The organism is Paenarthrobacter sp. NPDC092416, from assembly GCF_044755025.1.
In the GTDB taxonomy this organism is placed as follows: Bacteria; Actinomycetota; Actinomycetes; order Actinomycetales; family Micrococcaceae; genus Arthrobacter.
In genome coordinates, this window is sequence record NZ_JBIVQG010000013.1 from 1 (window position 1) to 23,914 (window position 23,914).

General features: G+C 63.5%; 23 protein-coding genes, 1 pseudogene and 2 riboswitches. Of the genes and pseudogenes, 19 read left to right on the forward strand and 5 right to left on the reverse strand.

Features of this window, described 5'->3' with window-relative positions; translation table 11 throughout:
- A pseudogene (locus tag ACIQC5_RS19625) lies at window positions 1–570 on the forward strand (ATP-binding protein); the annotation flags it as partial.
- 165 nt (window positions 571–735) lie between these two features.
- On the opposite strand, the gene ACIQC5_RS19630 reads toward ACIQC5_RS19625, so the two are convergent.
- Entirely contained in the window at window positions 736–5,610 is a 4,875-nt protein-coding gene (locus ACIQC5_RS19630; RefSeq protein ID WP_400286249.1) for a DUF4082 domain-containing protein, read from the reverse strand.
- A 461-nt stretch (window positions 5,611–6,071) separates the two neighbouring features.
- Window positions 6,072–6,252: riboswitch (cyclic di-AMP (ydaO/yuaA leader) on the forward strand.
- Between the two features lie 3 nt (window positions 6,253–6,255).
- On the opposite strand from ACIQC5_RS19630, the gene ACIQC5_RS19635 reads away from it, so the two are divergent.
- On the forward strand, window positions 6,256–7,026 hold the full coding sequence (locus ACIQC5_RS19635; protein ID WP_400286252.1) for an NlpC/P60 family protein: 771 nt from the start codon (window positions 6,256–6,258) through the stop codon (window positions 7,024–7,026).
- 134 nt (window positions 7,027–7,160) lie between these two features.
- On the opposite strand, the gene ACIQC5_RS19640 is transcribed toward ACIQC5_RS19635, so the two are convergent.
- Both ACIQC5_RS19640 and ACIQC5_RS19645 read right to left on the reverse strand, forming a co-directional pair.
- On the reverse strand, window positions 7,161–7,640 hold the full coding sequence (locus ACIQC5_RS19640) for a DUF2269 domain-containing protein (RefSeq protein WP_400286254.1): 480 nt from the start codon (window positions 7,638–7,640) through the stop codon (window positions 7,161–7,163).
- Window positions 7,641–7,672: 32 nt separating this feature from the next.
- Window positions 7,673–7,939, reverse strand: a complete 267-nt coding sequence (locus ACIQC5_RS19645; RefSeq protein WP_400286257.1) for a hypothetical protein — start codon at window positions 7,937–7,939, stop codon at window positions 7,673–7,675.
- A gap of 100 nt (window positions 7,940–8,039) precedes the next feature.
- Here ACIQC5_RS19645 and ACIQC5_RS19650 point away from each other — a divergent pair, with 100 nt between their 5' ends.
- Complete coding sequence (locus ACIQC5_RS19650; protein WP_400286259.1) at window positions 8,040–8,624, forward strand: TetR/AcrR family transcriptional regulator; 585 nt, start codon at window positions 8,040–8,042, stop codon at window positions 8,622–8,624.
- A 54-nt stretch (window positions 8,625–8,678) separates the two neighbouring features.
- On the opposite strand, the gene ACIQC5_RS19655 is transcribed toward ACIQC5_RS19650, so the two are convergent.
- Window positions 8,679–9,089, reverse strand: a complete 411-nt coding sequence (locus ACIQC5_RS19655; RefSeq protein WP_400286262.1) for a four-helix bundle copper-binding protein — start codon at window positions 9,087–9,089, stop codon at window positions 8,679–8,681.
- 431 nt (window positions 9,090–9,520) lie between these two features.
- Here ACIQC5_RS19655 and ACIQC5_RS19660 point away from each other — a divergent pair, with 431 nt between their 5' ends.
- The 13 genes from ACIQC5_RS19660 to ACIQC5_RS19720 all read left to right on the forward strand — a co-directional run bounded on the left by ACIQC5_RS19660 (window position 9,521) and on the right by ACIQC5_RS19720 (window position 20,810).
- A complete protein-coding gene (locus tag ACIQC5_RS19660) occupies window positions 9,521–9,982 on the forward strand; it encodes a hypothetical protein (RefSeq protein WP_400286264.1) in 462 nt (153 codons plus the stop codon).
- A 138-nt stretch (window positions 9,983–10,120) separates the two neighbouring features.
- On the forward strand, window positions 10,121–10,369 hold the full coding sequence (locus ACIQC5_RS19665) for a hypothetical protein (RefSeq protein ID WP_400286267.1): 249 nt from the start codon (window positions 10,121–10,123) through the stop codon (window positions 10,367–10,369).
- A gap of 463 nt (window positions 10,370–10,832) precedes the next feature.
- Complete coding sequence (locus ACIQC5_RS19670) at window positions 10,833–11,978, forward strand: glycosyltransferase family 4 protein (RefSeq protein ID WP_400286270.1); 1,146 nt, start codon at window positions 10,833–10,835, stop codon at window positions 11,976–11,978.
- A gap of 305 nt (window positions 11,979–12,283) precedes the next feature.
- Entirely contained in the window at window positions 12,284–13,387 is a 1,104-nt protein-coding gene (locus tag ACIQC5_RS19675) for a hypothetical protein (RefSeq protein ID WP_400286273.1), read from the forward strand.
- Between the two features lie 196 nt (window positions 13,388–13,583).
- Window positions 13,584–14,030, forward strand: coding sequence for a hypothetical protein (locus tag ACIQC5_RS19680; protein ID WP_400286276.1), 447 nt, complete (start codon window positions 13,584–13,586; stop codon window positions 14,028–14,030).
- A 137-nt stretch (window positions 14,031–14,167) separates the two neighbouring features.
- Window positions 14,168–14,761: a DUF305 domain-containing protein gene (locus ACIQC5_RS19685; RefSeq protein WP_400286278.1), complete on the forward strand. Its 594-nt coding sequence runs from the start codon at window positions 14,168–14,170 to the stop codon at window positions 14,759–14,761.
- Between the two features lie 84 nt (window positions 14,762–14,845).
- Entirely contained in the window at window positions 14,846–15,739 is an 894-nt protein-coding gene (locus ACIQC5_RS19690; RefSeq protein ID WP_400286281.1) for a F510_1955 family glycosylhydrolase, read from the forward strand.
- Window positions 15,740–15,743: 4 nt separating this feature from the next.
- Complete coding sequence (locus ACIQC5_RS19695) at window positions 15,744–16,493, forward strand: cytochrome c biogenesis CcdA family protein (RefSeq protein WP_400286283.1); 750 nt, start codon at window positions 15,744–15,746, stop codon at window positions 16,491–16,493.
- A 39-nt stretch (window positions 16,494–16,532) separates the two neighbouring features.
- The gene (locus ACIQC5_RS19700; RefSeq protein WP_400286286.1) at window positions 16,533–18,083 is read left to right on the forward strand and encodes a multicopper oxidase family protein; all 1,551 of its coding nucleotides are present in this window, start codon (window positions 16,533–16,535) and stop codon (window positions 18,081–18,083) included.
- An 8-nt stretch (window positions 18,084–18,091) separates the two neighbouring features.
- Entirely contained in the window at window positions 18,092–19,000 is a 909-nt protein-coding gene (gene lgt / locus ACIQC5_RS19705; protein WP_400286288.1) for a prolipoprotein diacylglyceryl transferase, read from the forward strand.
- Complete coding sequence (locus tag ACIQC5_RS19710) at window positions 18,997–19,632, forward strand: DUF3105 domain-containing protein (protein WP_400286291.1); 636 nt, start codon at window positions 18,997–18,999, stop codon at window positions 19,630–19,632. The genes lgt and ACIQC5_RS19710 overlap by 4 nt, the downstream gene beginning before the upstream one ends.
- Before the next feature lie 21 nt (window positions 19,633–19,653).
- On the forward strand, window positions 19,654–19,902 hold the full coding sequence (locus ACIQC5_RS19715) for a hypothetical protein (RefSeq protein ID WP_400286294.1): 249 nt from the start codon (window positions 19,654–19,656) through the stop codon (window positions 19,900–19,902).
- A gap of 23 nt (window positions 19,903–19,925) precedes the next feature.
- Window positions 19,926–20,810 carry a cytochrome c oxidase assembly protein gene (locus ACIQC5_RS19720; protein WP_400286296.1) on the forward strand — a complete coding sequence of 295 codons (885 nt, stop codon included), beginning with the start codon at window positions 19,926–19,928 and terminating at the stop codon, window positions 20,808–20,810.
- 24 nt (window positions 20,811–20,834) lie between these two features.
- Here the strand turns inward: ACIQC5_RS19720 and ACIQC5_RS19725 are convergent, their stop codons facing one another.
- Entirely contained in the window at window positions 20,835–21,629 is a 795-nt protein-coding gene (locus ACIQC5_RS19725) for a M23 family metallopeptidase (protein ID WP_400286298.1), read from the reverse strand.
- 5 nt (window positions 21,630–21,634) lie between these two features.
- Window positions 21,635–21,798, reverse strand: a riboswitch (cyclic di-AMP (ydaO/yuaA leader).
- Between the two features lie 109 nt (window positions 21,799–21,907).
- On the opposite strand from ACIQC5_RS19725, the gene ACIQC5_RS19730 reads away from it, so the two are divergent.
- The 3 genes from ACIQC5_RS19730 to ACIQC5_RS19740 all read left to right on the forward strand — a co-directional run bounded on the left by ACIQC5_RS19730 (window position 21,908) and on the right by ACIQC5_RS19740 (window position 23,837).
- A complete protein-coding gene (locus ACIQC5_RS19730; RefSeq protein WP_400286301.1) occupies window positions 21,908–22,561 on the forward strand; it encodes a TlpA family protein disulfide reductase in 654 nt (217 codons plus the stop codon).
- Between the two features lie 62 nt (window positions 22,562–22,623).
- Complete coding sequence (locus tag ACIQC5_RS19735) at window positions 22,624–23,325, forward strand: DsbA family protein (protein WP_400286303.1); 702 nt, start codon at window positions 22,624–22,626, stop codon at window positions 23,323–23,325.
- Between the two features lie 53 nt (window positions 23,326–23,378).
- Complete coding sequence (locus ACIQC5_RS19740) at window positions 23,379–23,837, forward strand: hypothetical protein (RefSeq protein WP_400286306.1); 459 nt, start codon at window positions 23,379–23,381, stop codon at window positions 23,835–23,837.
- Window positions 23,838–23,914 lie beyond the last annotated feature (77 nt).

Genomic DNA, 23,914 nt, shown 5'->3' on the forward strand with positions numbered 1-23,914 from the left:
TTCTACATTGCCGGGGCGGGACTGCCCAACTTGCCCTCGGTACTGAGTGAAGCGCGCTCCTACGCAGAGAGGATCTTCAATTACCGCAGCATCGGGGCACTGTCGAGGGAGGCCGCCGAGGCGGCCTTGGTCGCCCCGGCTCAACGCTATGGGGCGTCATTCGTACCCGAGGCCAGAGACCTCCTCCTGAGCGCATCGGGGGCGTACCCATACTTTCTGCAGGAATACGGATACGCGGCCTGGGAAACAGCCCCTGAGAAGACAGTAACTTTCGAAGATGCCAAAATCGCGGTGGAAATCGGCCGCGCGCAGCTGGACCAGGGATTCTTCCCCTCACGCTGGAAACGCGCATCGAAGGCAGAGAAGGACTTCCTGCGCCTGATGGCTATCGATGGCGATGACGGATCCGCCACGGCGGCTCTTGCCCAACGGGCGCAGAAGAAGCAAAGCTCCATGACTATGACGCGCGCAGCGTTGATCGACAAGGGCATCATCTATGCCCCTGCGCTGGGTGTTGTGGCGTTCACCGTGCCGGGAATGGCTGATTACGTCAAACGACTCCATGAATAGCGCTGGACATCGCTGGCATGTGTCCCGCTGGCACCCGAGGCCTCCATCGTCCCAGTTGAGACCGAAACGGGGCGTCTGTGAGCAGCGCCAAATCTGTGTTCATCGAGCACGCTTTGGGCACCCGGTATGGTCTGCTGACGTCCGGCCCGTCCCGAGGGCCGGACGTCAGCAGAGTCCCAGGAGCTGGCAGATCCCGCTGCCGGACGGTGAAGGGCTCGGTGACGGGCTGGGCGATGGCGTCGCGGTTGCCGTCGCCGAGGCCGTCGGTGTAGGTGTAGCTGTCGGAGAGGGTGCCGGTGCAGCCTGTTGTTGGGACGCGGCGGTCGTGGAGTACACGACGTCCACGAAGTAGTTCGTGGCGTTCCATGAGTTGGCTGGCATGACCCCGCCGGTGCCGTACCGGTACCGCCCGTTGTTTGGTCCGGAGGCTGTGAATACTCCGCTCGTGTAGGTCTGGTTGAAGAAGCCGGGGGTGGAGGAGTAGCGGCCGTTCGGTGCCCTGTAGGACACCATGTAGGTTTGGCCTGTTACCAGGGCCACCGGAGCGGACAAGGTAGCGGTTTGCCAGCCCGTGGCCGTTTCGTTGGTGAAGGTCACTTGGGCCAGGCGTGTGCCTGCCGAGTTCCAGAGTGATCCCACATGGGTTCCGGTGTTCCCGGCCCCTTTGTAGAAGCGGATGCCTGTGACGTTCCCGGCTTGGGAAACGGTGAAGGCAGTTCCCAGCTCCACGGAGAGGGTGTCGGATGCTGAGGCCGTTTGCGGCGTCAGGGACCCGAAGATCGTGGATACCTGGACACTGGCGGCAGCGGTGGTGAATTGCCAGTTGGTGGTGGGGAACGCCTGACCTTGTTGGGAGACGACGTTGGACACGCTGGCCGATATTGCCGTGCTGTTGGGCAGTGCCGCGGCCGGGGTGAACGTCACGGTCCTGCTGTCCGCTGAGAGGGCGGCCGTGCCGGCGACGGATGCCCCGTTCGCAGTCAGGGTGAAGGACGAACCAGGATTGATGCCGGAGGAGAACGTGATGGAGGGTTTCACATCCGTCGGAATGCCCGTGGCACCGGGTGCCGGTACTTGTTCGGAGACCGTCAGTGGCGGGGTAACCGTAGCGAAGACCAGATCCACCAGATAGCTGGCCGTGGACGAGGAATTGGGGAAGTCGCTGTTGTAGGCGAAGGCTCCAGAATCGGTGACAGTGCGCAAGGGGCCGTTGGTGAAGCCCGGACCGAATCCGCCGGCGGTGTAGGAGTACTTGCCGGTTGGAGCCTTGTACGCCGCTACATACTCCGTGTCGGCCTGGATGCTCACTGGCTGGCTGAACGTTGCGGTCTGCCAGCCTGAGCTGGATTCATTGGTGAAGGTGACCGTGGCCAACAGCTGTCCTGCGGCGGTGTAGAGCGAACCGGTGTGGGTTCCCGTGTTCCCGGCCGCCTTATAGAAGCGAACACCGGTGACCTGGCCTGCCGTGTCACTGGCAAACCGGACACCGAGGGACAAGGAGACCCCGTCATTGGCGTCGGGCGTCGTGGGTGTCACCGTGTCCTGGTACAGGGTGCACGGGCACACACCGGGCGTTCTTGGTGCAGGGACCGTGGTGAAGGACCAAGCGGGGCCGGTGAGTGGTTGGCCCGAGACGGCGGTGGCGCTCACCGTGGCCGTGTAGGAGGTGCCCGCAGCCAGGGCAGTGGTTGGGGTGAACGTGACTTTGCGGGTTTGCGAGTCATAGCTGGACGAGCCAGCGATGACGGTCCCCGCGGAGTTTTTCAGGACCAGGTTCACGCTGTTGGCTGCTTCGGACAGGACCGCGCTGACGGCGGTGCCCAACGGGACACTGGACGCACCTGGCAGCGGAGTCTGGGAGCTGAGCGTGAACGCTTGCGCCGGGATGGTGACGATGACGTCGACGAGGTAGCTGGCGGTGGAGCGTGAGCCGGGGAAGTCGCCGCTGTAGGCGTAGGCCCCGGCATCCGATCCTGCCCGCAGCGGACCTACGCTGAGCCCCGAACCAAAACCATTCGCCGTCGCGGAATAGGCGCCGGTGGGGGACTTGTAGGAGACGATGTATTCGGTGTTCGCTGCCATCTGGACCGGCTGGCTGAACATCGCCGTCTGCCACCCGGAGGTGGATTCGTTGGTGAAGGTCAGGGTGGCCAGTTGCTGTCCCGCGGCGGTGTAGAGGGACCCGGTGTGGGTACCGGTGTTCCCCGCTGACTTGTAGAAGCGCATGCCTGTCACCTGACCGGCGGAGACACTCGTGAACCGGACCCCCAGGGTCAGCGGCACGCCGTCCCGGATTTCGGCTATTCCCGGTGTCATTGAGTCGTCGAAGAGACTGCAAGGGCAGGCCCCGGGAACCGGCACGGTCGCCCCTGTCGTGAAGGACCATGTGCCGCCGGCGCTTACCTGCCCGCCGATCGCATCGGTTCCGGCGAGGGTGGCGGTGTATTGGGTGCTGAACGCCAGGGCGTTCGACGGCGTGAATGTCGCCCGCCGTGTGGCGGCGTCGTACGCCGTGGTCCCTGCTACCGGACCCGACGCGGACTGCAGGGTGACTTTGACGGTGGAGGCTGTGACGGGTTTGGAGAAGACCGCGCTGACCTTGGTATTGACTGAAATGCTCGAGGACGACGGGAAAGGTGATTGCCCGGAGACGGTCAGGGGCGAAGTGTCCACGGTGCTGAACAGCGCGTCGGCAAAGTAGTTGCCACCGTTGTAGCTGGCTGTTGGGAATCCCTGGGAGGTGCTGTAGACACCGGCGGGTTCGGCCCCGAACCCGCCGGCGATTTTCAGTGGTGCATCGTTGGAACCGAAGCTTGCCCACTGGAAGTTCTGGATTGAGTACCGGCCGTTGGGAGCCCAGTACGACACGGTGTACTTCTGGCCTGCTGTCACCGGTACCGCCTGGCTGAACAGGACGGTCTGCCAGCCGGACGCGGTCTCATTGGTGAAGGTGGCTGTCGCCAGACGTTCCCCGGTGGAGCTCCACAACGAGCCGGTGTGGGTGCCGGAGTTTGCGGTGCTCTTGTAGAAGCGGACACCGGTGACGAACCCGTCCACGGAGGGGGTGAAGCGCAGCCCCATTTCGTAGGCGCCGCTGTCCCCGGAGTCCGGTACGGAGGGAACGCTTTGGCCAAAGACGCTGTAGGGGCCGCTCAGGGTCAGGTTGCGGGTGGTGACGGCGCCGATGTTGGCGCTGTCGTCAATCGCCCGGACCTGGATGGTGGCGGTGGCCAGCCCTTTCTGGATGTAGGTGTAGGTCCAGTTCTGTTTCCCTTGGGCCGGGTGCCACGTGGTTCCGCCGTCGGTGGAAACTTCGACGCCGGCCACGACGCCGCCGGTGTCAGCTGCGGTGCCGGTGACGGTCACGGACGTGCCGTGGGCCACGGTGGTGCCGTTGGCTGGGGAGGTGATGGCCGCGGTGGGGCCGGTGCGGTCGCTGCTGGGGGTGGCCGCGGCCAGCCCGGCGGCCAGCGTTGCGGGTTGGGCTCCCATATCGGCGAGGAGATTGATTTGGGCCTGGCGCATGCGCGTGTCAGCCGGGGCGCCCTCGCCGTCGTGGACGGCGTCCAGGCCCCAGGTCCATTGGACGCTGCCGGCGGAAAAGACCAGAGCCCCGCTGGCGGCCCGGTACAGGGTTACGTGGTGGGTGGTCGTTCCCGGGGCCACGGTGTTGCCGTAGTCCTGGAGGTATTGCGGGACGGCCCCGGTGGACGTGGAGAGCCGGATCAGGCCGGCAGGCCGGAAGCCATTGTCCAGGTCCTCGTTCGATTCATACCCCACGGTGTGCGGCGCCAACGCTGCTGAGGACCCGGCAGCCAATGACGCAAGGGTCGTGTTGCGCCACAGGCGCGTCTTGCCTTCCTCGGCGGAAACGGTGACAGGAAGGTCGGAGAAGTTGGACTGGTACAAGGTACCGGTGAGGGCGTTTTCGGGGAGTCCGCCGCCGTTGGCCTGGGACGCGAAGCGGGGGTCCCGCCAAGTGCCGGTCCATTGGGTGGTGGGGTCGATTTTTTCGTTCGCCCAGGTTTCTTTGTAGCAGGTCATGGTCCTGCCGGCCGTGCCGTCGACGGTGGATGCTTCGAAGCGGGTACGCCAGTACATCTCGTTGCCGGAGAGGAATTGCAGGTTCACTCCTGCATCCCGGGCGGCGGTGACATTGGTCCGTTGCGGGCCTGACCAGTATTCGTCGTGGCCCACGGAGAGGAACACTTTGTGGCTCAGCAGCTGTGCACCGCTGCGGTCGGCGTCCAGGCCGCTGATGTAGCTGACGTCGTAGCCGTTCTGCTCCAGGAAACGGACCATGGGGTATTCGTTGGAGAAATAGAAGTCCCTGCCGCCGGGGCCGCCCCTGGTGGCCATGGGCCGGTTGTAGCTGACTTTATACGCCCGCCCGTTCACGCCCTGGTACAGATCGGATCCGCCGTAGGAGTTGTAAGCCTGCCAGGTCTGGTCGGACGTTTGGAACAGCACCGCGGAGGTGTTGCCGTCCTTGCGGACAATGAAGGTGATATGGCTTTGCGCGCCGGTATCCGGGCGGGTCAACAGGGCGATGTAGACACCCGACACGGCAGTTGCCGGGACCTGCCACGTGGCCGATACCGCCCACGTGGCGCAGTCATAAAGTCCTGTCGCCACGTCGTTGAGGCAGCTTGGCTGGTTCTGGCGAAAGGCAGACGGAACCACATCGGCGATCTTGCGGGCACCGTTGCCTCCATACCAGCCCGTCCGGTAGATGGCGATGGTGTAACTGGGGGCGTTGGTGTCGATCTTGAAGCGGATGGGCTGCCCGGCGTTGACGCTGATGTCCGTCGAAAAGCCCTGGATGCTGTCATCCCCGGGGCCGCTGATGTCCCACTCCGACGGAGGGCTGCCGGGTTTGGAATTCTCGCAGACCACGGGGTTCACGACCGGGTCACACGGTCCTGCCGCGTGCGCTGCAGGGGCCATGAACGGCAGCAACGCGGCCACCATGACGATCACCAAAGGCATCAACAACCTGCCGGCGAATGGCTGCCGTCGTTCGACTCGAAGACCGGGCATCGGATACTCCTGGGGTGGCGCGCCAATAGCGAATGCGGTTCCGCGCTTGACGCCCGGTCCCGGTTTGCCGCTCCCCAGCCAGGCCAAAACAAGATCTTCAACTATCGATCAACGCAACGGGCGCCCCACATCCAGGGGCAGTCATTCCGGAACAACGGGACCGGATCCAACCCGAGACCGCGCGACGCTCCGACCAAAGGGTGGATCACCTGACTGACTTCACCTTGGTAACCCTTGGGACGGAGTGTAGGCCTCCTTGCCGCCACACGGCAAGACCCTCCGGCGTGACGGGACCCCGTCGGCTCTTTGGGAACGTCGATCATTCCCTGTTGTGAGGCGTAGATCGGCATATGAAGATGCCCCCGTGACACACTCACGACGGGCCGTTATGTAAATGTGACAGTTCCGGGTGGTGTGACGTAAGGTCATCGATGTGCCGGTTTCTCCGAATGCGGCACTCCCGGAGCAGATTGCCTAACTCTGCCGCTGCCAGGGATCCGTTCGCAACTTCGTCCGGCAGAGACGGGGAAACCAACGACGGCCTGCCTTCAGCAAGCCTTGGGGTGAAGCCGTGCATCAGCACGGCCGGGTGTCTCCCATCCGAATCCGACAGCTAACCTCGCAGGCAGTGGGAGAGGCCCTTCCATGCCCGTTCGCAAAGCTCACGGCCGCCGCCGCGCGGTTACCGCAAAGACCAATGCCCTCGCGGTCTTGTCCAGATCCGCCGTCGGCAACGCCAGCGGTGTAGGTCGCCAGGCGGCTGTCCTCGCAGCTGCGTCCGGCCTCGTCTTGACCAGCGGGATTGCCGCCCAGGCCGCAGACGCTCCGGAACAACGCGAGGCAACGCCGACTTCCAGGCTGGAGATCGCCAGTCAGGTACAGGCGCCGCTGAGCGCAGATGCCACTGTCCAGGTCGCTTTCGAGCGCCCTGTCGTTGTGACGACGCCGGCCCCCGTCTTGGAAACACCGAAGCCTGTCGCTGCCAAGGTCCCAAAGGCGACTGCTCCGACGGCGCCGGCCCCCGCGAAGGCGGCTGCACCGGCCAAGGCCCAGATCACCGTCACCCCTGCTCCTGCTGCTGCCCCGGCAGCAGGCGGAGTCAACGCCACGATGGTTTCCTCCGCCTACGCCCAAATCGGCATGATCCAGGACTGTACGCGACTGGTGGAAAACGCCCTGAACGCCGCCGGAATCCCCGTCGGGGACCTTGGCCCGATGCAGTTCATGAATTACGGCACCGTAGTCACCGACCCCCAGCCCGGTGACATGGTGATGCAACCCGGCCACGTGGGAATTTATGTCGGGAACGGTCAGGTCCTCAGCTCAGGCCTGAACGGTAAGAACGAAACGGCTGTCCACCCCCTGACGTGGATGACGGCCAAGGGCGCGGTCACCTTCGTACGCGCAGGAAAATAAACCACCGAAGGCCGGTGACTCAACGCCTTGGAGGCAGTAAGTCACCGGCTATCAGCATGCCTGCGCTATGGACCATTGCCCCCGGGCGGGGGCGATTGCTGTCCTGGCCGCATCCTTAATGCCTTCAACGCCGGTCAGGGCACCTGTTGGAGCCTTGACCGGCGCTGTTTTTGCCCGTACCGGGTCATGCCTCTGGGTTTATAGATGGCCAGGATGGTCGCCAGCAAAAGCACCACGAGTGCTCCGCCTGTGTGCAGCAGCGGGGAAGGCATTTGCGTACCGGCCATAACGGGGTCTTGCGCGATTTCCGCCAGCGGCTCGATGGTTTCGGTGTACAAAACCAGGACGACCGTTGCGACGAGGGTTAGTACAAGCTTCAGGAGAACCCAGTAGTGGCGGAAGAGTCCCCACCGGGTGCCAAGAGCCAGGACCGTTCCGGTCAGCAGGGACGCCAAGGCCAACGGGATGAGCAACGACCAGACGGTAGCTTGCAGGCCCACCCACAACAGGCGCCCCAGCTCGGGGTTGGCCCCGGTGAGGCTCGCAATGTCGAGGACAACGAAAACCGCGACTGCCCCAACCCATCCCAGAGAGCACGTGACGTGCAGGGTCAATAGAAACTTCCTGGCCGCGGAGCTAAGAACCATCAGTGATCTATCCGTGAGCTGACGGCCGGAGTGTGCCCGGCCGCTGAACCGGTTGCCGTCATGTTGGTGCTGGTCTCCGGGCTTCCTATTCCGACTCCGTGCCGTCCCGGCCCGTGCTCTCCACCGCTGAGGAGCATCACGGCAACGACTATCAAGACCAGGACGCCGGCAGCGATAGCCGAGATCTTGACCCATCGGGGCGGGCCGGTGAACGTATCCCCGTCCTGGTGCTTGGCTTCTCCGGTCTGTCCGGTGCTTTCACTCATGGCGCTCCTGTCAGTTGGCCATCCTGCCATCTCTTTACGAGACAGTATGTCTTGTATGTGCCATTCTGTCTAAGAGATGACGGAGCGTATGATCGGGGTCATGCCGAAGTTGTGGAACGAGACAATCGAGGAGCATCGCGGTGCGGTGCGGACAGCCATTCTAGATGCCGTCGCTGATCTGGTGGTCCATCGCGGGTTGCTTTCGGTGACGATGTCCCAGATAGCCCAGGACGCCGGTATCGGACGGGCAACGCTGTATAAGTACTTTCCTGATGTTGAGGCAGTTCTGGACGCGTGGCACGAACGCCAGATCGGCTATCATCTGGCTCATCTGTCGCAGATCAGGGACGACACGGCCGGGGATCCGTTGCGGACACTGGAGGAGGTTCTGCAAGGATATGCACTCATGGCGCAGTCCAGGCCTAGCGGAAAGGATGCAGCTCGGCTGCATTACCGCAGTTACGTTGGACATGCCGAAGAGCACTTGAACGCTTTCTTGGCCGAGCTGCTGGCCGAGGGCGCTTCCGCAGGCGTTGTCCGCGGCGATATTGCCTCCGACGAGCTGGCTGGCTATTGTCTTCATGCCTTGGGCGCGGCCGCCGGCCTCACCTCCGGCGCCGCGCTGCGGCTCGTCGGGATCATCATGACCGGACTACGACCGGAAACACAGCGGTCCGCCCACTAATCCTTGTTGCAGAAAGCTTCCTGGATATTTCCTCGTCCGGGATGCGCCTTTTGGTTATGCGAGGGTTGTAAGGAGAGCGGCGCAGGCGGCTTCGCAACGACGGCATGCTTCGGCGCAGATCCTGCAATGTTCGTGCATCTCAGCGTGCTGTTCACAGTCCCTGGCGCAGAGGCCGCACGCGGTCCGGCAGGCTTCAAGTATTGCCCTGACAATGTCGGTGTTGGTGGCGGTTTGACGACTGAGGATGGTGCCGGTCACGGCGCAGATGTCGGCGCAATCGAGGTCCGTGCGGATGCAGGCGACCAGATCGCCGACCATGTCCTCACCCAGGCACGCGTCAGCGCAGGCCGTACATATCTGGGCGCATTCGGAACAGGCGGCAATACATTCGGCCAGTTTCTCTTTGTCCACAGTCTCTGACGTTCTTGGGTGGGAATCCATCATCGCGCTGATGTGGTGTGTCATGGGGTCTTCTCCTGACGTTGGATCACGAAGCGGCCGGGCCGCCCGGCCGTGAGCCCACACTAAACCTCGAACGGGCTAAGTCGAAGGGGACCGCATGAAGTTGCGCGGGGCACTGTCAAGGAACCCCAAAGCCAGGCCAATCCGGTCTTCAGTTATCGAGGGACGTAAGGTCCACCCATCCGTCTTTCGGTTGTCCGTCGGAACAACGGAGCCGGATCCAACTCTTGCCGTGCAGCACGCCGCTACCAAAGGTGGATCACCGGAGTGACTTCACCAAGGAACCCTTGCAGGCTGTGTTGCTTCGTTCAGGGAACGTCGGGCCCCTCTGCTTCGTTGGGAAAGCTGCGGAGCTGGAGTACTGCACACAGCCCGGTACCCTTAAACCAAGAATCACCCTCGTTGAGGCATAGCCCACCGGAAGGAGGAACACCGTGGCTGCTGAGATTGGCCGGCGTCTGCTGGTGTTCCTGCGGCTGGCGGGGGTCCTTACCTGCATGATGGCCCTCATCGCCGGGATCCTCGGCATGCACATCCTCTCCGGAGCACACGGCATGCACGCGACCGCCCCTTCACCGGTAGCGGCGGCGCAGCTGGACGGGCACGTGGGCGGAGTGGTGGAAGGGACCCTCGGGCAACTGCCCGCGGCAGCGGCTGAGCCGACAGCTTTTTTCTCCAACGTCCTGTCTCCCTGCTTGGACCCGGTCACTTGCCCGACCATGTCCGCGACAGCGCAAGAGTGTATCCCGGCGCCAGTTAGCGCATCCTTCGAGGCCCCTGGCCCCGGGGCAGCATTGCTGGCCTCCCGCATGGACACCATTGGCGGGATCCGGTTCTGCCACTCACCTTCAACGCTAAGCCCATCGCCGGGCACCTTGGGCATCAGCAGGACATAGGCAGCACTGACGCGCCGACTTCATTTCCGCACCAACCTGCTCTTACCTCGATGCACCGCACAGGCCCACTCGTGCCTAACAGCGATGTCGTCGCCACCTGCGCGAATGCGCCCCCATGTCTTGAAGGACCCCGATTCCATGAAAAAGCCTCTAAACGTTTCCACGGTTGCCACAGCCGCAGGACAAACCATGACCCGAGATCAACATTTGCCGGAAGAAACACAGCAGCCTGGCACGCAGCACAATAGCGCTGCCTTCGACGCTGGCACCAGTAACCCGACCGCTGCCATGACACCCCAGGCACGGATGGATTTGCTCCGAGGCCTGCCTTCCTTCGGATTTGAAATGGTCGGCGATGAGTCCCAGAGCGAAGCAGCAAGGAACTAGCGACCTTGTTGAGGCGGTGTGGGGACCAGCTCGTCAAGGGGACTGACCCATGGACCTTGGTGGCTATTCCGCCTCCGGGGTAAACCCTCGGCGGTGTCGGTTCCTGTCACAGGATGGTCATGCATCGCGGGAGCGTCCATGCGCGTCCTCCTCGGCGTCCGCGTGGCCGCCGATGTGAGGGCGCCGTGGGCTCATCAGCTCCTGAACCTTTCCGGAACTTAACTCGCCCCGAATATTGACCTCCGCGGGAACCCGACCCGCCGTCCAAAGGACCGCGCATGCACATCGAGCTGAACAGGCGTTATTCTTCCGGGCTCTCCGCCCCGAAACGTCGGCTATGGACCCCCGGTGGCTCCACCAGCAGGGAGACCACCACGTGCTTCGCTGATGCCGCCGATCCTCCAGGAGCGGCTGCTACCAACGTAGGAGCGCCTCCAAGGACTGCGGGAACAGCGTGGTTGCAATGAGAGTCCTGCATCTGGGCTTTGAGGATCCAGTAATGCCCGGTGCAGGTGGAGGATCCGTCAGGACCCATGAAATCAACCGCCGGCTCGTGAGTGCTGGCTTCCAAGTGACGGTGCTGACTACCCGGTATCCTGGTTGGCGGGAACGGATCCAAGACGGTGTGCTTTACGTGCCCATCGGCTTTGGTATGGGCAGGAACCGGCTGACCCGACTGCTGGGATACGTCGTGCGCGTGCCCATCGAAGCACGAAACCGCCGGACAACGACTGACTTGGTGGTGGAGGACTTCTTTGCCCCATTTTCAACCATGGCCGCACCGCTCTGGACTCAAAGGCCCACCATCGGGATTGTCCAATGGCTTCACGCCGCAGAAAAGGCGCGGCAGTACAAGGTGCCATTGCAGTGGATAGAGCGCCTGGGTGTACGGAAGCATCGCCGCCTGATCGCCGTTTCTGCAGGAATCGCCGACCGCTTGGAGGCACTGAACCCGGGCCTCCATGTGGACGTGATCGGAAACGGTGTCGATCCCGGGGCGTGGACGCCGGAACCCCGGCTCGGGCAGGACGTCCTTTTCATAGGACGTCTGGAATACGGCCACAAAGGTCTGGACCTCCTCCTGGAAGCTTGGGTGCAATGCTGTGACCGCATCGACGGCAACCTTCTCATCGCGGGCACGGGTCCGGATGAGGCCAGACTGCGCGCAGCCATCCACGACGCAGGTCTTTCGAATCGGGTACGTCTGCTCGGATGGCTGTCCGGAGACAAGAAGTTCCAAGCCCTCAGCCATGCCCGGCTGGTGGTCATGCCATCCCGGCATGAGACTTTCGGCTTGGTAGCAATCGAAGCACTCGCCGCTGGCACGCCGGTGATTGCCTTCAATATCCCTTGCCTCCGAGAAATCATCCCGGACGGTGCCGGCTGGCTCGTTGACGCGTTCGACGTCGCGGCCCTCGCCGAGGAGATCTCACGCAGATACCTACAGGCAGGACTAGCAGAGGCTTCTGACCACGGCCGGGCATTTGCCGCCGGCTACAACTGGGACGGCCTCGCTGACTTGCAGGCCGAGGCATACCGTAACGCCCTCACCCAACTGCTTGAAAAGGGCCTCGTGCAGCAACAGGACAGCTACGAGGAAAGGACTTAGATGCCGCTTCAATTAGGAACCGAACGCTCGGGGACGGACTGGATACCTGGTTACCCAAAGGTTGTGGACTTCACGAAGAGCCACACCACCCCCTCAAACAAAGCGCATGCCGTGAAGCAATCGATCTGCCGCCACCCAAGGTGCTGGAACCACACCTTGCCCGAGGGTGTCGTAGCCGGCCTTAAACCCATGACCTACCCGCCGCAAAGGCCGCGCCTTCCGGGCGCAGAACCGTTGTCCTGGCGCTCAGTCCAGGTCGCAACGAACCCCGGGCAGGCCTTGCCGCTAAGCCAAGGGGGCCGGGCATGACGTTGAACAACGGAAAAAATGCGCAGCAACCGGGCTATGGGACCGGTAACGGCATCCAACGCGGCGCCCTGGCCAGCACCGCTGCCGAAGACCTGGTGGCGGCGGTCCTCGGCCTTGTCATCGTCACGGCCGTGTATTTCGATGGCCGCGCCCACATTTTGGGCCTGCCGGACTCCTTCTTTACTCCCTGGCACGGCTTCCTTTATGGCGGACTTCTGCTGCTCGTGGCATGGTTGGCCGTTATCAGCCGCACCACGGCCAGACGCCATCGGGTTGAGCGTGCCGGGAGGATACCAGCCGGCTATGGGCCTGCCGTTGTGGGGGCGGGCCTGTTTCTGGCAGGCGGCGTCGGGGACATGGTTTGGCACCAGATATTTGGTGTGGAATCGGGAATCGACGCGCTGCTGAGTCCTACTCATCTTTTGATGTTTGCCGGGGCTTCCCTTCTGCTTTCAGGGCCCGTCCGTTCGTTCGGGCTTCGGGTTGACCGACGGTCGCCCGCGAACCTCCTGGCGCCGACATTGGGCGTTGTGGGCATCGCCGGGATCGCCGCGTTCGCCCTGAGCTTCCTTTCGGGGTTCATTACCGACTACGCCACCATTGGCGTCGGTCACGCGCCTGAAGGCACGGACGAGCACAATGTTGCAGAAGCCCTGGCCTCGGCTGGAGTGGCAAGTTATTTGCTTACCTCGCTCGTCATGGTTGTCCCTTTGGTGTTCCTTGTTCGCTCCCGGGCGGCGGTGCCGGGGACGGTGACAGGTGTTGTTGGCTTCCTGGCCCTGATGGCCACGATTCTGGTCGATTTCCGCACCCTGGGCACCGTTTACGCGGCGGTGGCAGCGGCGGCAGCGGTCGATGTGTTGCTTCTCGTCCTGCGTCGTTTCCACCTTCCGATGCGCGGGCAGGAGCTCGTCGTCGCCTCGGCGCTGCCATTGCTGGTCTGGCCAGGTCAGCTTCTGGCAACGAACGCTGTCAAAGGTGTCCAGTGGTCAGCGGAACTGGTGACAGGGGTGCCGATCCTCGCCGCACTGATTTCGTTCGGCGCCGTTTTCGTGCTTGGCGCCCCCGCCCAAACGGGCCATCGAAGGAACCCCATGTGAATCAAAAGAACCCTCGCACGTGAGCGGCAGAGGTGGCCGGCACGGCACCCGCTGATCACCAACCCGGGCTGGTGCAACTGAATCCGGCGCCGCTTCGTTAAACAGGCTGCGGACCGTCCTGCCGGACACAGCCGGTACCCTTAAGCAGACACAAAGAACCCGAGATGACGCCAACCCTGACGGAAGGAGGAACACCATGGTCACAGCTCTGACTCGCAACACCACGGCGTTCCTGCGCAGGGTCGGCATGGTTGCCGGGATGCTGGCGATCATCGCCGGAATTTTTGGCATGCATATCCTCTCCGGTTCCCATGACATGCCCATGGCTGCCGGCGGATCCCAGGCCGGGACACTGCACGGCGCTCATGTGATGAGCGGACCTGTGGACGGACAAACGGTCGGGGAAGAATCAACGTCCCCCGTGCCGGGAGCCTCGTCCTGCCTGGACCCGGCCCCGTGTCCGATCATGGCGGCCATGGACCAGGAGTGCGTCCCTGCCCCCGGCAACACGTCCTTCGACGCACCGGTGCCCGGTTCGGTGACCCTGGCGTACCGGACGGAAACCGCCCCGGACCAGACGGCGGGGCAGTTGTATCGTTCTTCGAGCCCTTCACCGGGAGACCTGGGAATCAGCCGGACATAGGAAGGACTGTCGTGCGGCCATCACCGCGCCAGCCCTTAAATGAATGCATCGTTGCGGCCCTATGCGGGCCACTGCGGCGGTGCCCTTTCTTACGGTGCCCCGTGCACTCCTATGTCTATTGAAGGACCCTGATTCCCATGAAAAAGTTTGTGACCATTTCCGCAGCCACCATCGCCGCAGCCCTGGTTCTTGCCGGCTGTTCCGCTGGCGGCGGGAGCATGCCCGGCATGAACCACGGCAGCTCCGGCATGTCCTCGAGTTCCGCTGCCCTGGTCGGTGACCACAGCGGCGATGACACCATGTTTGCCCAGTCCATGATCGTTCACCACACCCAGGCGGTGGAGATGAGTGACATGATTCTCGCCAAGCAGAACATCCCCGCCTCCGTGACGGCCCTGGCGGAGAAGATCAAGGCAGCCCAGGCCCCGGAGATCGAAAAGATGACGACCTGGCTTCAGAACTGGAACGAGTCCGCGACCATGGCCGCGGGACATACGATGAGCGGCATGATGGGCGCCGAGGACATGGCCAAGCTTGAACAGGCCCAGGGTGTTGAAGCCGCGAAGTTGTTTCTGACGCAGATGATCGCCCACCACCAAGGCGCGGTGGCGATGTCCAAAACCGAAGCAGCCGCAGGCAAGAACCCCGATGCCGTCGCCCTGGCCCAGAGCATCGTGACCTCCCAGGAAACGGAAATCCAGGAAATGAAAGACCTGCTGGCCGGTCTCTAACGGCTCGTCGGCGCCACTCGCGTTCACAGCAGCGCCGGACACCCCCTTTCTTTTCTTTCCCTTACCTCTTCTCCTGGAGTCCCCATGCCTACTCTGACCTTCATCCAATCCCGGGCCCTGACCATCACCACGGCCGCGATCGTCCTCACTCTGGGCATCTCGGCATGCTCATCAAACGCCTCTTCTTCGGGGCCGTCCCCGACAGTTTCCCTGTCTACAGGACCAGGAACGGGGCTGCCCAGCGCCCACGTCCACGGCCTCAGCGTCAACTCCGAAACCGGTCAAGTGCTGCTGGCAACACACGATGGCCTGTTTGACGTCTCCAAGAACCAATCCGTCAAGATCGGGCCCACCAACGACCTTATGGGTTTCACCGCGGCCATGGATGAGGGCGTGTTCTACGCGTCCGGTCACCCTGGCCCGGGATCGGAGTTACCCAATCCCCTTGGGCTTATCCGGTCCACGGACGGCGGCAAGTCGTGGGAGAAGCTCTCCCGGCAGGGAGAGTCTGACTTCCATGCCCTGGCAACAACCAAATCCGGAATCGTCGCCTATGACGGAACACTGCAAACCAGCACTGACGGCAAGAGCTGGAAGACAGCCACTGCCGGTTTCGCCCCGGCCGCCCTGGCCGGTAACCCCTACAGCGATACTGTGCTGGCAACCACCCCGCAGGGCCTTCAACGCTCGACCGACGCCGGGAACACCTGGGCTGTGGACCCCGCCGCGCCGATCATCCAGTTCGCCGCCTTCGCAGGGACCACCGAAGCCGTAGGCGTCACACCGGACGGGACCGTGTACATTTCCGCGGACGCGGGCGCTACGTGGAAAAAGACCGGGAAGATCGACGGAGAGGTCCAGGCCATCGCCGCTTCAGAGGGTGCCGAGGGCAGCCCCTGGATCTGGGCGGCGACCACCACCGGGCTGACCGTGTCCACTGACGGCGGAACCACCTTCCGCCCCGCCGACGCGGACTAAAGCCATGGACGTTGGTGGCTTCTTCGCCTCCACCGTGACCTCCGGTGCCCTGCTCATCGCCATTCCGATGGCGATGGCCGCCGGGCTGGTCTCGTTCCTCTCCCCGTGCATCCTGCCCCTGGTCCCGGGATACCTCGGGTATGTATCCGGGCTCACCGACCCCGGCCAGCCACGTAACCGGCGCAGGGTCCTGGCCGGGGTCGGGCTGTTCGTGCTGGGCTTCGCTGCGGTGTTCACTCTCTACGGGGCGGCGTTCGGGGCGATCGGTTCATGGTTGCTGCGCTGGCAGGACCAACTGATGCGCGGACTCGGTGTTGTCGTGATCATCATGGGTGCGGCTTTGCTCGGGCTGGTGCCGTGGCTCCAGCAAACCCGCAAAATCAACCTCGCACGCCGGACCGGATTGGGCGGCGCACCCCTGCTGGGCATCGTGTTCGGACTCGGATGGACTCCCTGTATGGGGCCGACCCTGAGCGCGGTGCTGTCCTTGAGCGTCACGACCGGCAGCGCCGGACGCGGTGCGCTCCTGGCCTTCGCTTACTGCCTCGGGCTTGGCATTCCCTTCGCGTTGGCCGCCCTTGGCCTGGGCTGGGTCAGTTCCGCCCTGGCCCTGATACGCCGGCACATCCGGGTCGTGAACATCGCCGGAGCATCCATGCTCATCGTTCTTGGCGTACTCATGGTCACCGGCGTCTGGGTGCAGTGGATCTACCAGCTGCAAAACCTCTCCGGAACTTTCCTCACCCCCATCTGATAGCTGCGGAGCTTTGCTCCGCGGACCAAAGGACTTTCCATGAACAACCAACTGAACAGACGCCACTTCCTGGCCCTGTCGGTCGCCGGTGCCGCGGCCGCCGCGCTGGCCGCCTGCACCCCACCCGACTCCGCAGCAACGGGACCGGAACGCATCACGCCCACCGACCCCGCGGTCGCCGACACTGAATCCCGACGCCCGGCCACGGGCAGCACCGTGAACCAGGACCTGGCCGCCGCTTCACTCACCGCAGCGGTGGCCGGCAAAACACTCACGACGTGGGGCTTCAACGCTGCCTTGGCGGGTCCGCTCATCCGTGCCCGGGCCGGGGACCGCTTGAGCGTGGACCTGGCCAACGACCTGCCCGAGGAGACCTCCATCCACTGGCACGGCCTGGCCCTGCGCAACGACCAGGACGGAGTCCAACACATCACCCAATCCCCAGTGGCCGCCGGGAGCAGCTTCAGTTACGACTTCCGGCTCTCCCACCCCGGCACTTACTGGTACCACTCCCATGTGGAACTCCAGCGCGAACGGGCCCTGTACGGGGCCTTGATCGTGGACGACCCGGACGAACCGCTCATCTACGACAAGGACTGGGTGGTGATCCTTGATGACTGGATGGATGGCATCACCGGCACTCCCGAAGACGTATTGGCCGAACTGTCCCAGGGCATGTCCATGGGCGGCATGGACCACAGCTCGATGGGTTCCTCTCCGGGACCCTCAGGTAGCTCCATGGGCATGGGGATGAAACACATGCTCATGGGCTCACGCAGCGATTTTCTGGGAGGCGACGCAGGTGATGTCAGCTACCCGTTCCACCTGTTCAACGCCAAGGCCCCCGACGACGCAGAAGTCTTTACAGCCGCAGCCGGGGAAGTGGTCCGGTTACGGATCATCAACGCCGCCGGGGACACCGCTTACCGGGTCGGCGTCCCAGAACAAAAAATCACCCTCACCCACACCGACGGGTTCCCGGTCCAGCATCAGGACGTGGACGCCGTCGTGCTGGGCATGGGCGAACGCATCGATGCCCTGATCACCGTCGGGGAAGGATTCACCCCCATCCTTGCCCTGCCCGAAGGCAAAACCGGTAAAGCCCTCGGATTCATCGGTACCGGCACAGGCAAAAAGCCCCTACCGGCAGTCCTACCGGACAGCCTGGACGGAACCGTCCTGGACGGTGGACAACTCAAAGCCGATCCCGCCGTCGCCCTGGAAGCAAAAACCCCGGACCGCGCCCACGAGGTCAAACTCACCGGAGGGATGGACAAATACGACTGGGGGATCAACGGGAACCGTTTCGACATGAGCAAACCGTTCGAGCATGCCTTCGACGTCAAGGCCGGGGAACGGGTCCAGGTGGCTTTCGTCAACGACACCGACATGTGGCACCCGATGCACCTGCACGGGCACACGTTTCAGGTCGGGGCCGACGGGGCCCGTAAAGACACGGTGATCGTCCGCCCGAAACAGACCGTGACGGTGTTCTTCGACGCCGACAACCCTGGCCAGTGGCTGGTCCACTGCCACAACGCCTTCCACGCCGAGCAGGGCATGATGGCCCTCTTCTCCTACGTGAAATGAGCGGCGCCGTGAGAACCCTCGCCACCACTGATTTCTTCATCCCTTCACCCACCGTCAGCGCTTTTCAACTCGGGCCGCTGACCATCCGGTTCTATGCCGTGTGCATCCTGGCCGGGATCATCGTCGGCGTCTGGCTGACCGCTCGACGACTACGCGCCCGGGGAGGCACAACAGCCCAGGCCCTGGACGTGGTGATGTGGGCCGTCCCGTTCGGGATCATCGGAGGCCGGCTGTACCACGTGATCACGGACAACCAGTTGTACTTCGCCCCCGGCAAGGACCCGTGGGGTGCGCTGCGCATCTGGGAAGGCGGCCTGGGCATCTGGGGGGCGGTCGCTCTCGGCCTGGTCGGTGCCCTTATCGGTGCCCGGCGGACCGGGATCACCCTGGCGGTCTTCGCTGACGCGGCAGCCCCTGGCCTGCTGATCGCCCAAGGGTTGGGCCGGTGGGGCAACTGGTTCAACAACGAACTCTACGGCGGGCCCACGGACCTGCCGTGGAAACTGCAGGTCCACGCCATGAACCAAGCCACCGGCCAGGCCGTGACCACAGCCGAGGGCACCCCCGAAGTCCTGGGTTACTTCCAGCCCACATTCCTCTATGAATCGCTGTGGTGCCTTGCCGCCGCGTCACTGCTGATGTTCCTGGACCGCAAATACCATCTCGGCGCCGGAGCGGTCTTCGCCGCCTACATCGTCCTGTACACCAGCGGCCGGTTCGTGTTCGAACTGATGCGCGCCGACCCCGCCAACACCATCCTGGGCCTGCGCGTGAACACCTGGGTTTCCGGGCTGCTTCTTGTCGCTGGGATCCTCTTGTTCCTGATCCTGCGCCCTGGACCACGATCCTTCGTGCTGGCCGCCGGCCAGGCCCGACCCCCCTCACGCCCCCTCCCACATACAGGAGAACCCTCATGAGCAACGCCAGCAAACGCCGCGCCGACCACGAAGCCTTACTCGCCGGAATCCGGGCACAGCAAAAAGCCAAGCAACGCAAATGGAACATTCTGGTCTACGGCGGGTTCGGTCTTCTCCTGACCGTCATCATCACCGCCGTCGCGTTGGTAGTCACCGGCGCCGTCCAGGAAAAGAACGCGGCCATGGAGGCCGCCAAGAAACCCATCGACGGTGCCCAGACCTACTCGGGACTCTCCCGCAACCACGTCCAAACACCTGTCTCCTACCCCCAGGAACCTGGTGTCGGAGGCGACCACGCACCCGTCTGGGTCAACTGCGGCATCTACACCGAACCTGTCACCAAAGAACGGGCCGTTCACTCCCTGGAACACGGCGCCGTATGGCTGAGCTACAAGCCCGGTCTGCCTGAGGATGAGATCACCAAACTGGCCGCCCTGGCCAAGGCAAACCCCTACGTTCTGCTCAGCCCCGACGCGAACCAAAGCGAACCGGTCACCGCGACAGCCTGGGGTGCTCAACTGGGTGTGACCGAAGCAGCCGATCCCCGGATCCCGACGTTCATCAGCGCCTACGCCCAATCCCCGAAGGCCCCCGAACCCGGAGCCGCGTGCACCGGCGGAAGCAACGGCTGAAACCACTGAAGGGCAATCCCCATGAACACCAAACCCAACAACAATGACGACCCCGAAACACGGCACCGCAGGCACCGCCGGCTGGTGCGCATCGGACAGGTAATCATGGCCGCCGGGGCGGCGGTCGCGATCTGGCATTGGATCCTGCACCTGGCGCCGGCCGGGCAGGGACCGAGCGTGGCCCTGGACCTCTACGCCGGTTACCCCACAGCGGGTCTGCTGTTCCTGGCCGGGGCGCTCCTGGCCGGGCGGACAGAAGCAAAGCGCTGACGATGCCTCCTTGGGACGCCGTCGTGTCATCCTGGACGTTGAATGTGCCGGCAGCGGCCATCATCGCCACAGCAGCCGTCCTTTACGGCCAGGGCATCCGTGCAGCCGCGCGCCGGGGCGTGCACTGGCCATGGTGGCGGGCAGCGACCTTCTATGGCCTGGGCCTGGGCAGCTTCGCCGTGCTCAGCTTCGGGTTCACGGGCGTGTACAGCCACGATCTTCGCTGGGCCTTCACCCTGAGAATCACCTCGTACCTGTTCATCGTCCCGCTGCTGATCGCAGCCGGCCAGCCCCTGACGCTGGCCAGGGCAGCCTCGGGAAAACAGGGTCAGGAACGGCTCGCCCGCGTTCTGAGCAGCCGGGTGACCAAGGCACTGAGCAACACGGTCGTCGCGGCCCTGCTGGGCCTTGCCCTGTTCACCCTCTTGTTGACCCCACTGTTCTACGCGATGAGAACGGACCCGTGGTGGGATGCAGCACTGACGGTCCTCGTCCCCGCAGCGGGGTTACTGATGGCCGTACCGATCATTGAAGATGGCTCGACGAAAGACGTCACATCCCTGATCGTGGTGGAATTCATCTACGTCTTCATCGAACTGGTCGCCGACGCCGTGCCGGGGGTGCTGATGCGCATCAGCCCTCAGATCCTGGACGGCGCGACATTGCCCCTTACCGGCCACCCATCCTGGCTCCCGGACCCGTTCCGGGACCAACAACTCGCCGGGGACCTGCTGTGGTTCCTCGCCGAGATCGTGGACCTGCCACTGATCATCCTCATGTTTGTCAGGTTCTCCCGCAGCGACCGCAGGGAGGCCCGCTCCTTTGATGAGCTCAGCGACGACGAGCTCGACGTGCTGAACCGGAAGCATCTGCAAGGCCCCCGCGGCCCGGGAACCCACGATGCGTGAGCACCTGCGCGGCAGAGGTCCGTCTCAGATGAAGCTGGCAGGATCCACGGTCTTGTCATTGACCATGACCTCAAAGTGCAGGTGGCAGCCGGTTGAGTTACCCGTCGTTCCCACACCCGCGATCTGGGCGCCCGATGCAACGGCCTGTCCCATGGCAACACCGATGCTGGCCAAATGGTTGTACGTGGTTTTCAAACCATTGCCGTGGTCGATGACAATTCTGTTCCCGCCTCCGTACTGGCTCCAACCGGCTTCCACGACGGTTCCGGCGCCAGCTGCGAACACCGGCGTGCTGCAGGCCCCCGTCAGGTCAATCCCCGTATGCCATTCCCCGGTCGACCCGGTGAGGGGGTTGACTCTGAGGCCGAACGGTGAACTGACGTTGATTGAAGCCATGGGTGCCTTCAACGCTGTCGATGCCTCCGCCGGAGCGGAAGGGACCTGTACTGCTGCCTTGGCCTTCTGGGGCGCGACAGCTGCCACAGGCGGCGCAACAGTGGCTGGCGGTGCGGCCTTTGATCCCACCACCGGCCGGTCAAAGGTGAGGGAAGCGCCGGCTTCGGCATTGATCACCGGCTGCGCGGACACGGTAGCTGGTACTGCGGGTGAAAGGGCCTGGTCGGTTCCGACGCGCCCGGGATCAGCCTGGGCGGCTGATAGGACACTCATGGCAATCAGGCCGGTGACAGCGGCGGCAGCACCGAACCGATGGCCGCGGTCCTGCAGAGGGGAGGGAAGAAACGCCGTTTCACGACGGCGCTTGACGGGTGCTGAACTGGGCGTGGCGCGGCGACGGCCGTGCTGGGGCTGGGAAGGCAAGGTGGGGGTCCTCTCGGCGCCGACGAAGTTAGCTGTCGGATTCGGACGAGTGGACTGTCCGGCCAGCCCCGCTCCCGGATGGGTAGCTGCAGGGCCGGCTTCACCCCAAGGTGCTCATGCACCGTTGTTGGGTCCTCCGCCCCCGTCTGGAACTGGATGCTCATTGGGCCGCCGACGGGGTTTGGCGAGACGGCCAACCCATACCCCGGACGGGTATGGACGAAACCCAGCCTAACCAAAACACCAAGAAGTTACAATTTCGTTATCTAAGGATCGCAATGTCTAAGTTCGTAGGACGACTACTTTCAGCCGGCGGCGCCGGTACACAGAAGCCGGGTATCACGCGTCGGCGTTTCATCACCGCATCGTCTTTGACCGGGCTGGGAGCGCTGGTTCTCACAGGATGTGGAGCCAGGGACACCCTTTCTGAACAGGCCAAGGCGGGCGACAACAAAAACTACATCGCAGGGGACGGGTCTGTCACCGAATATGTGGATGCCGAGCGGAAGGCCCCCGTGGTCCTGAAAGGCAAGCTCTACGACGGCACGGCAATCACCTCCAGTGATTGGCAGGGCAAAATCATCGTGCTGAACTTCTGGTATGCCGCCTGCGCCCCCTGCCGGCTCGAAGCCCCGAGGCTCGAAGCCATCGCGGAACAGTTCAAAGGCCAAGGTGTCCAGTTCTATGGTGTCAACGTCCGCGATGAAGAACCGGCAGCGGCCGCCTTTGAACGAACCTTTGGTGTCACCTACCCCAGCATGCAGGACAAAGACGGGGGCATCCTCCTGGCCATGACCCAATACGTCCCCCCGCAGGCAGTTCCTTCCACTCTCGTGATCGACAAGAAAGGACGAGTCGCGGCACGCATCCTGGGACTGGCGGACCAAAGCATCCTCAGATCCCTTGTCGCCGCGGCGGTGGCCGAGACATAGCGTCTCGCCGAGCACAATCGCATCCCCAACCTAAGAAAACACCACCGGATCGAGCCCGCCCCATGACAAGAAAACAACAGCCGCAGCGGACCCCGCATCCGCTTGCAGACACTGCCAGGAAGACAAGGGTCTTCGTCTGGGTCTTGCTGTCCGTCCTCATCGGCCTTGGTCTGGTCTGGTACAGCGTCTTCACGCTCAATAAGCCAGCGACGACGTCGGCCCAACCCACCGCCGTCGCCCAACTGGTTCGGGAAGATAGCCACCGCACCACCTTACCGACCACAGAGAAAGCCCAACTGGTCGAGTTCGTGGACTTTGAATGCGACCCCTGCCGCGCCGCTCAGCCGCTTATCGAGGAACTGAAGAATGAATACGGGGACCGAATCACCTTCGTGCAGCGATACTTCCCGGTTCCCGCGCATCGTAACTCAGCCGCGGCGGCTCTCGCCGCCGAAGCCGCAGCCCAGCAGGGGAAATATCAGCAGATGACTATCAAACTGTTCGAAACCGGGACTCAATGGGGCAACAAACAAGACTCACAAGCCCAGCTGTTCCGTTCGTTCGCCCAGGACCTGGGCCTGGACCTGAGAACCTATGACGACTCCGTGACAGCTGACAAGACCAAGGAACGGATCAAGGAAGACATCGCAGACGGTACCTCCTTTGGCGTCACCGACACTCCAACCTTTTTCCTCAACGGGCAAATGATCCCCTTCAACACAGAGGAACAATTCCGCGGGCTCGTAGCGGCCGCCGCGAACTAGACCCGCCCAGCCAGGCGGGCAGCCGCCACACCATCACCACTATTGGAGCAAATGTGCACAACACATCCCGCAAGAGGTCCGTCATAGCCCTATGGGGTCTCCCGGGTCTCGTCCTCGCCGCTGCGGCGAGCTTCTCGACTGTGGCCGCGGTCCCGGCCCGCGCCGATCCTCCGCAGGTCACCGCGACGGTACAGCAGACAACTGCCGGACCTGCAGCTCCGAAGGACACGGTTCTTCAGGGTCGGCGGTCACTCAACGACAAAGTCAGCTTGAACTTCGGGCTCACGCCATCGGATGACCGGCGGCAGGAGGTCTTCGGCGAGGAAACCCCACCCCAAACAGCGGCTACACCCTCTTCTCAGCCAAGCAACTCAACACAGCCGTCCGCACCGGAGAGCATCGGTCCAAATGATGCCAATGCTCCGCTCGTCGCAGGGATCGTGGCCGTTATCCTGGCCATGGCCGCTGTTGGATTCTTCCTCTCTCAAAGAAACCGGCGAGATCAGCCCTAAAATTCGGGGTTTGCGGCAGCCAAGGCGATGCAGAGCGGTCGCCGTTCCGGCTCCCCGCAACGGCATGAACCAGGGCA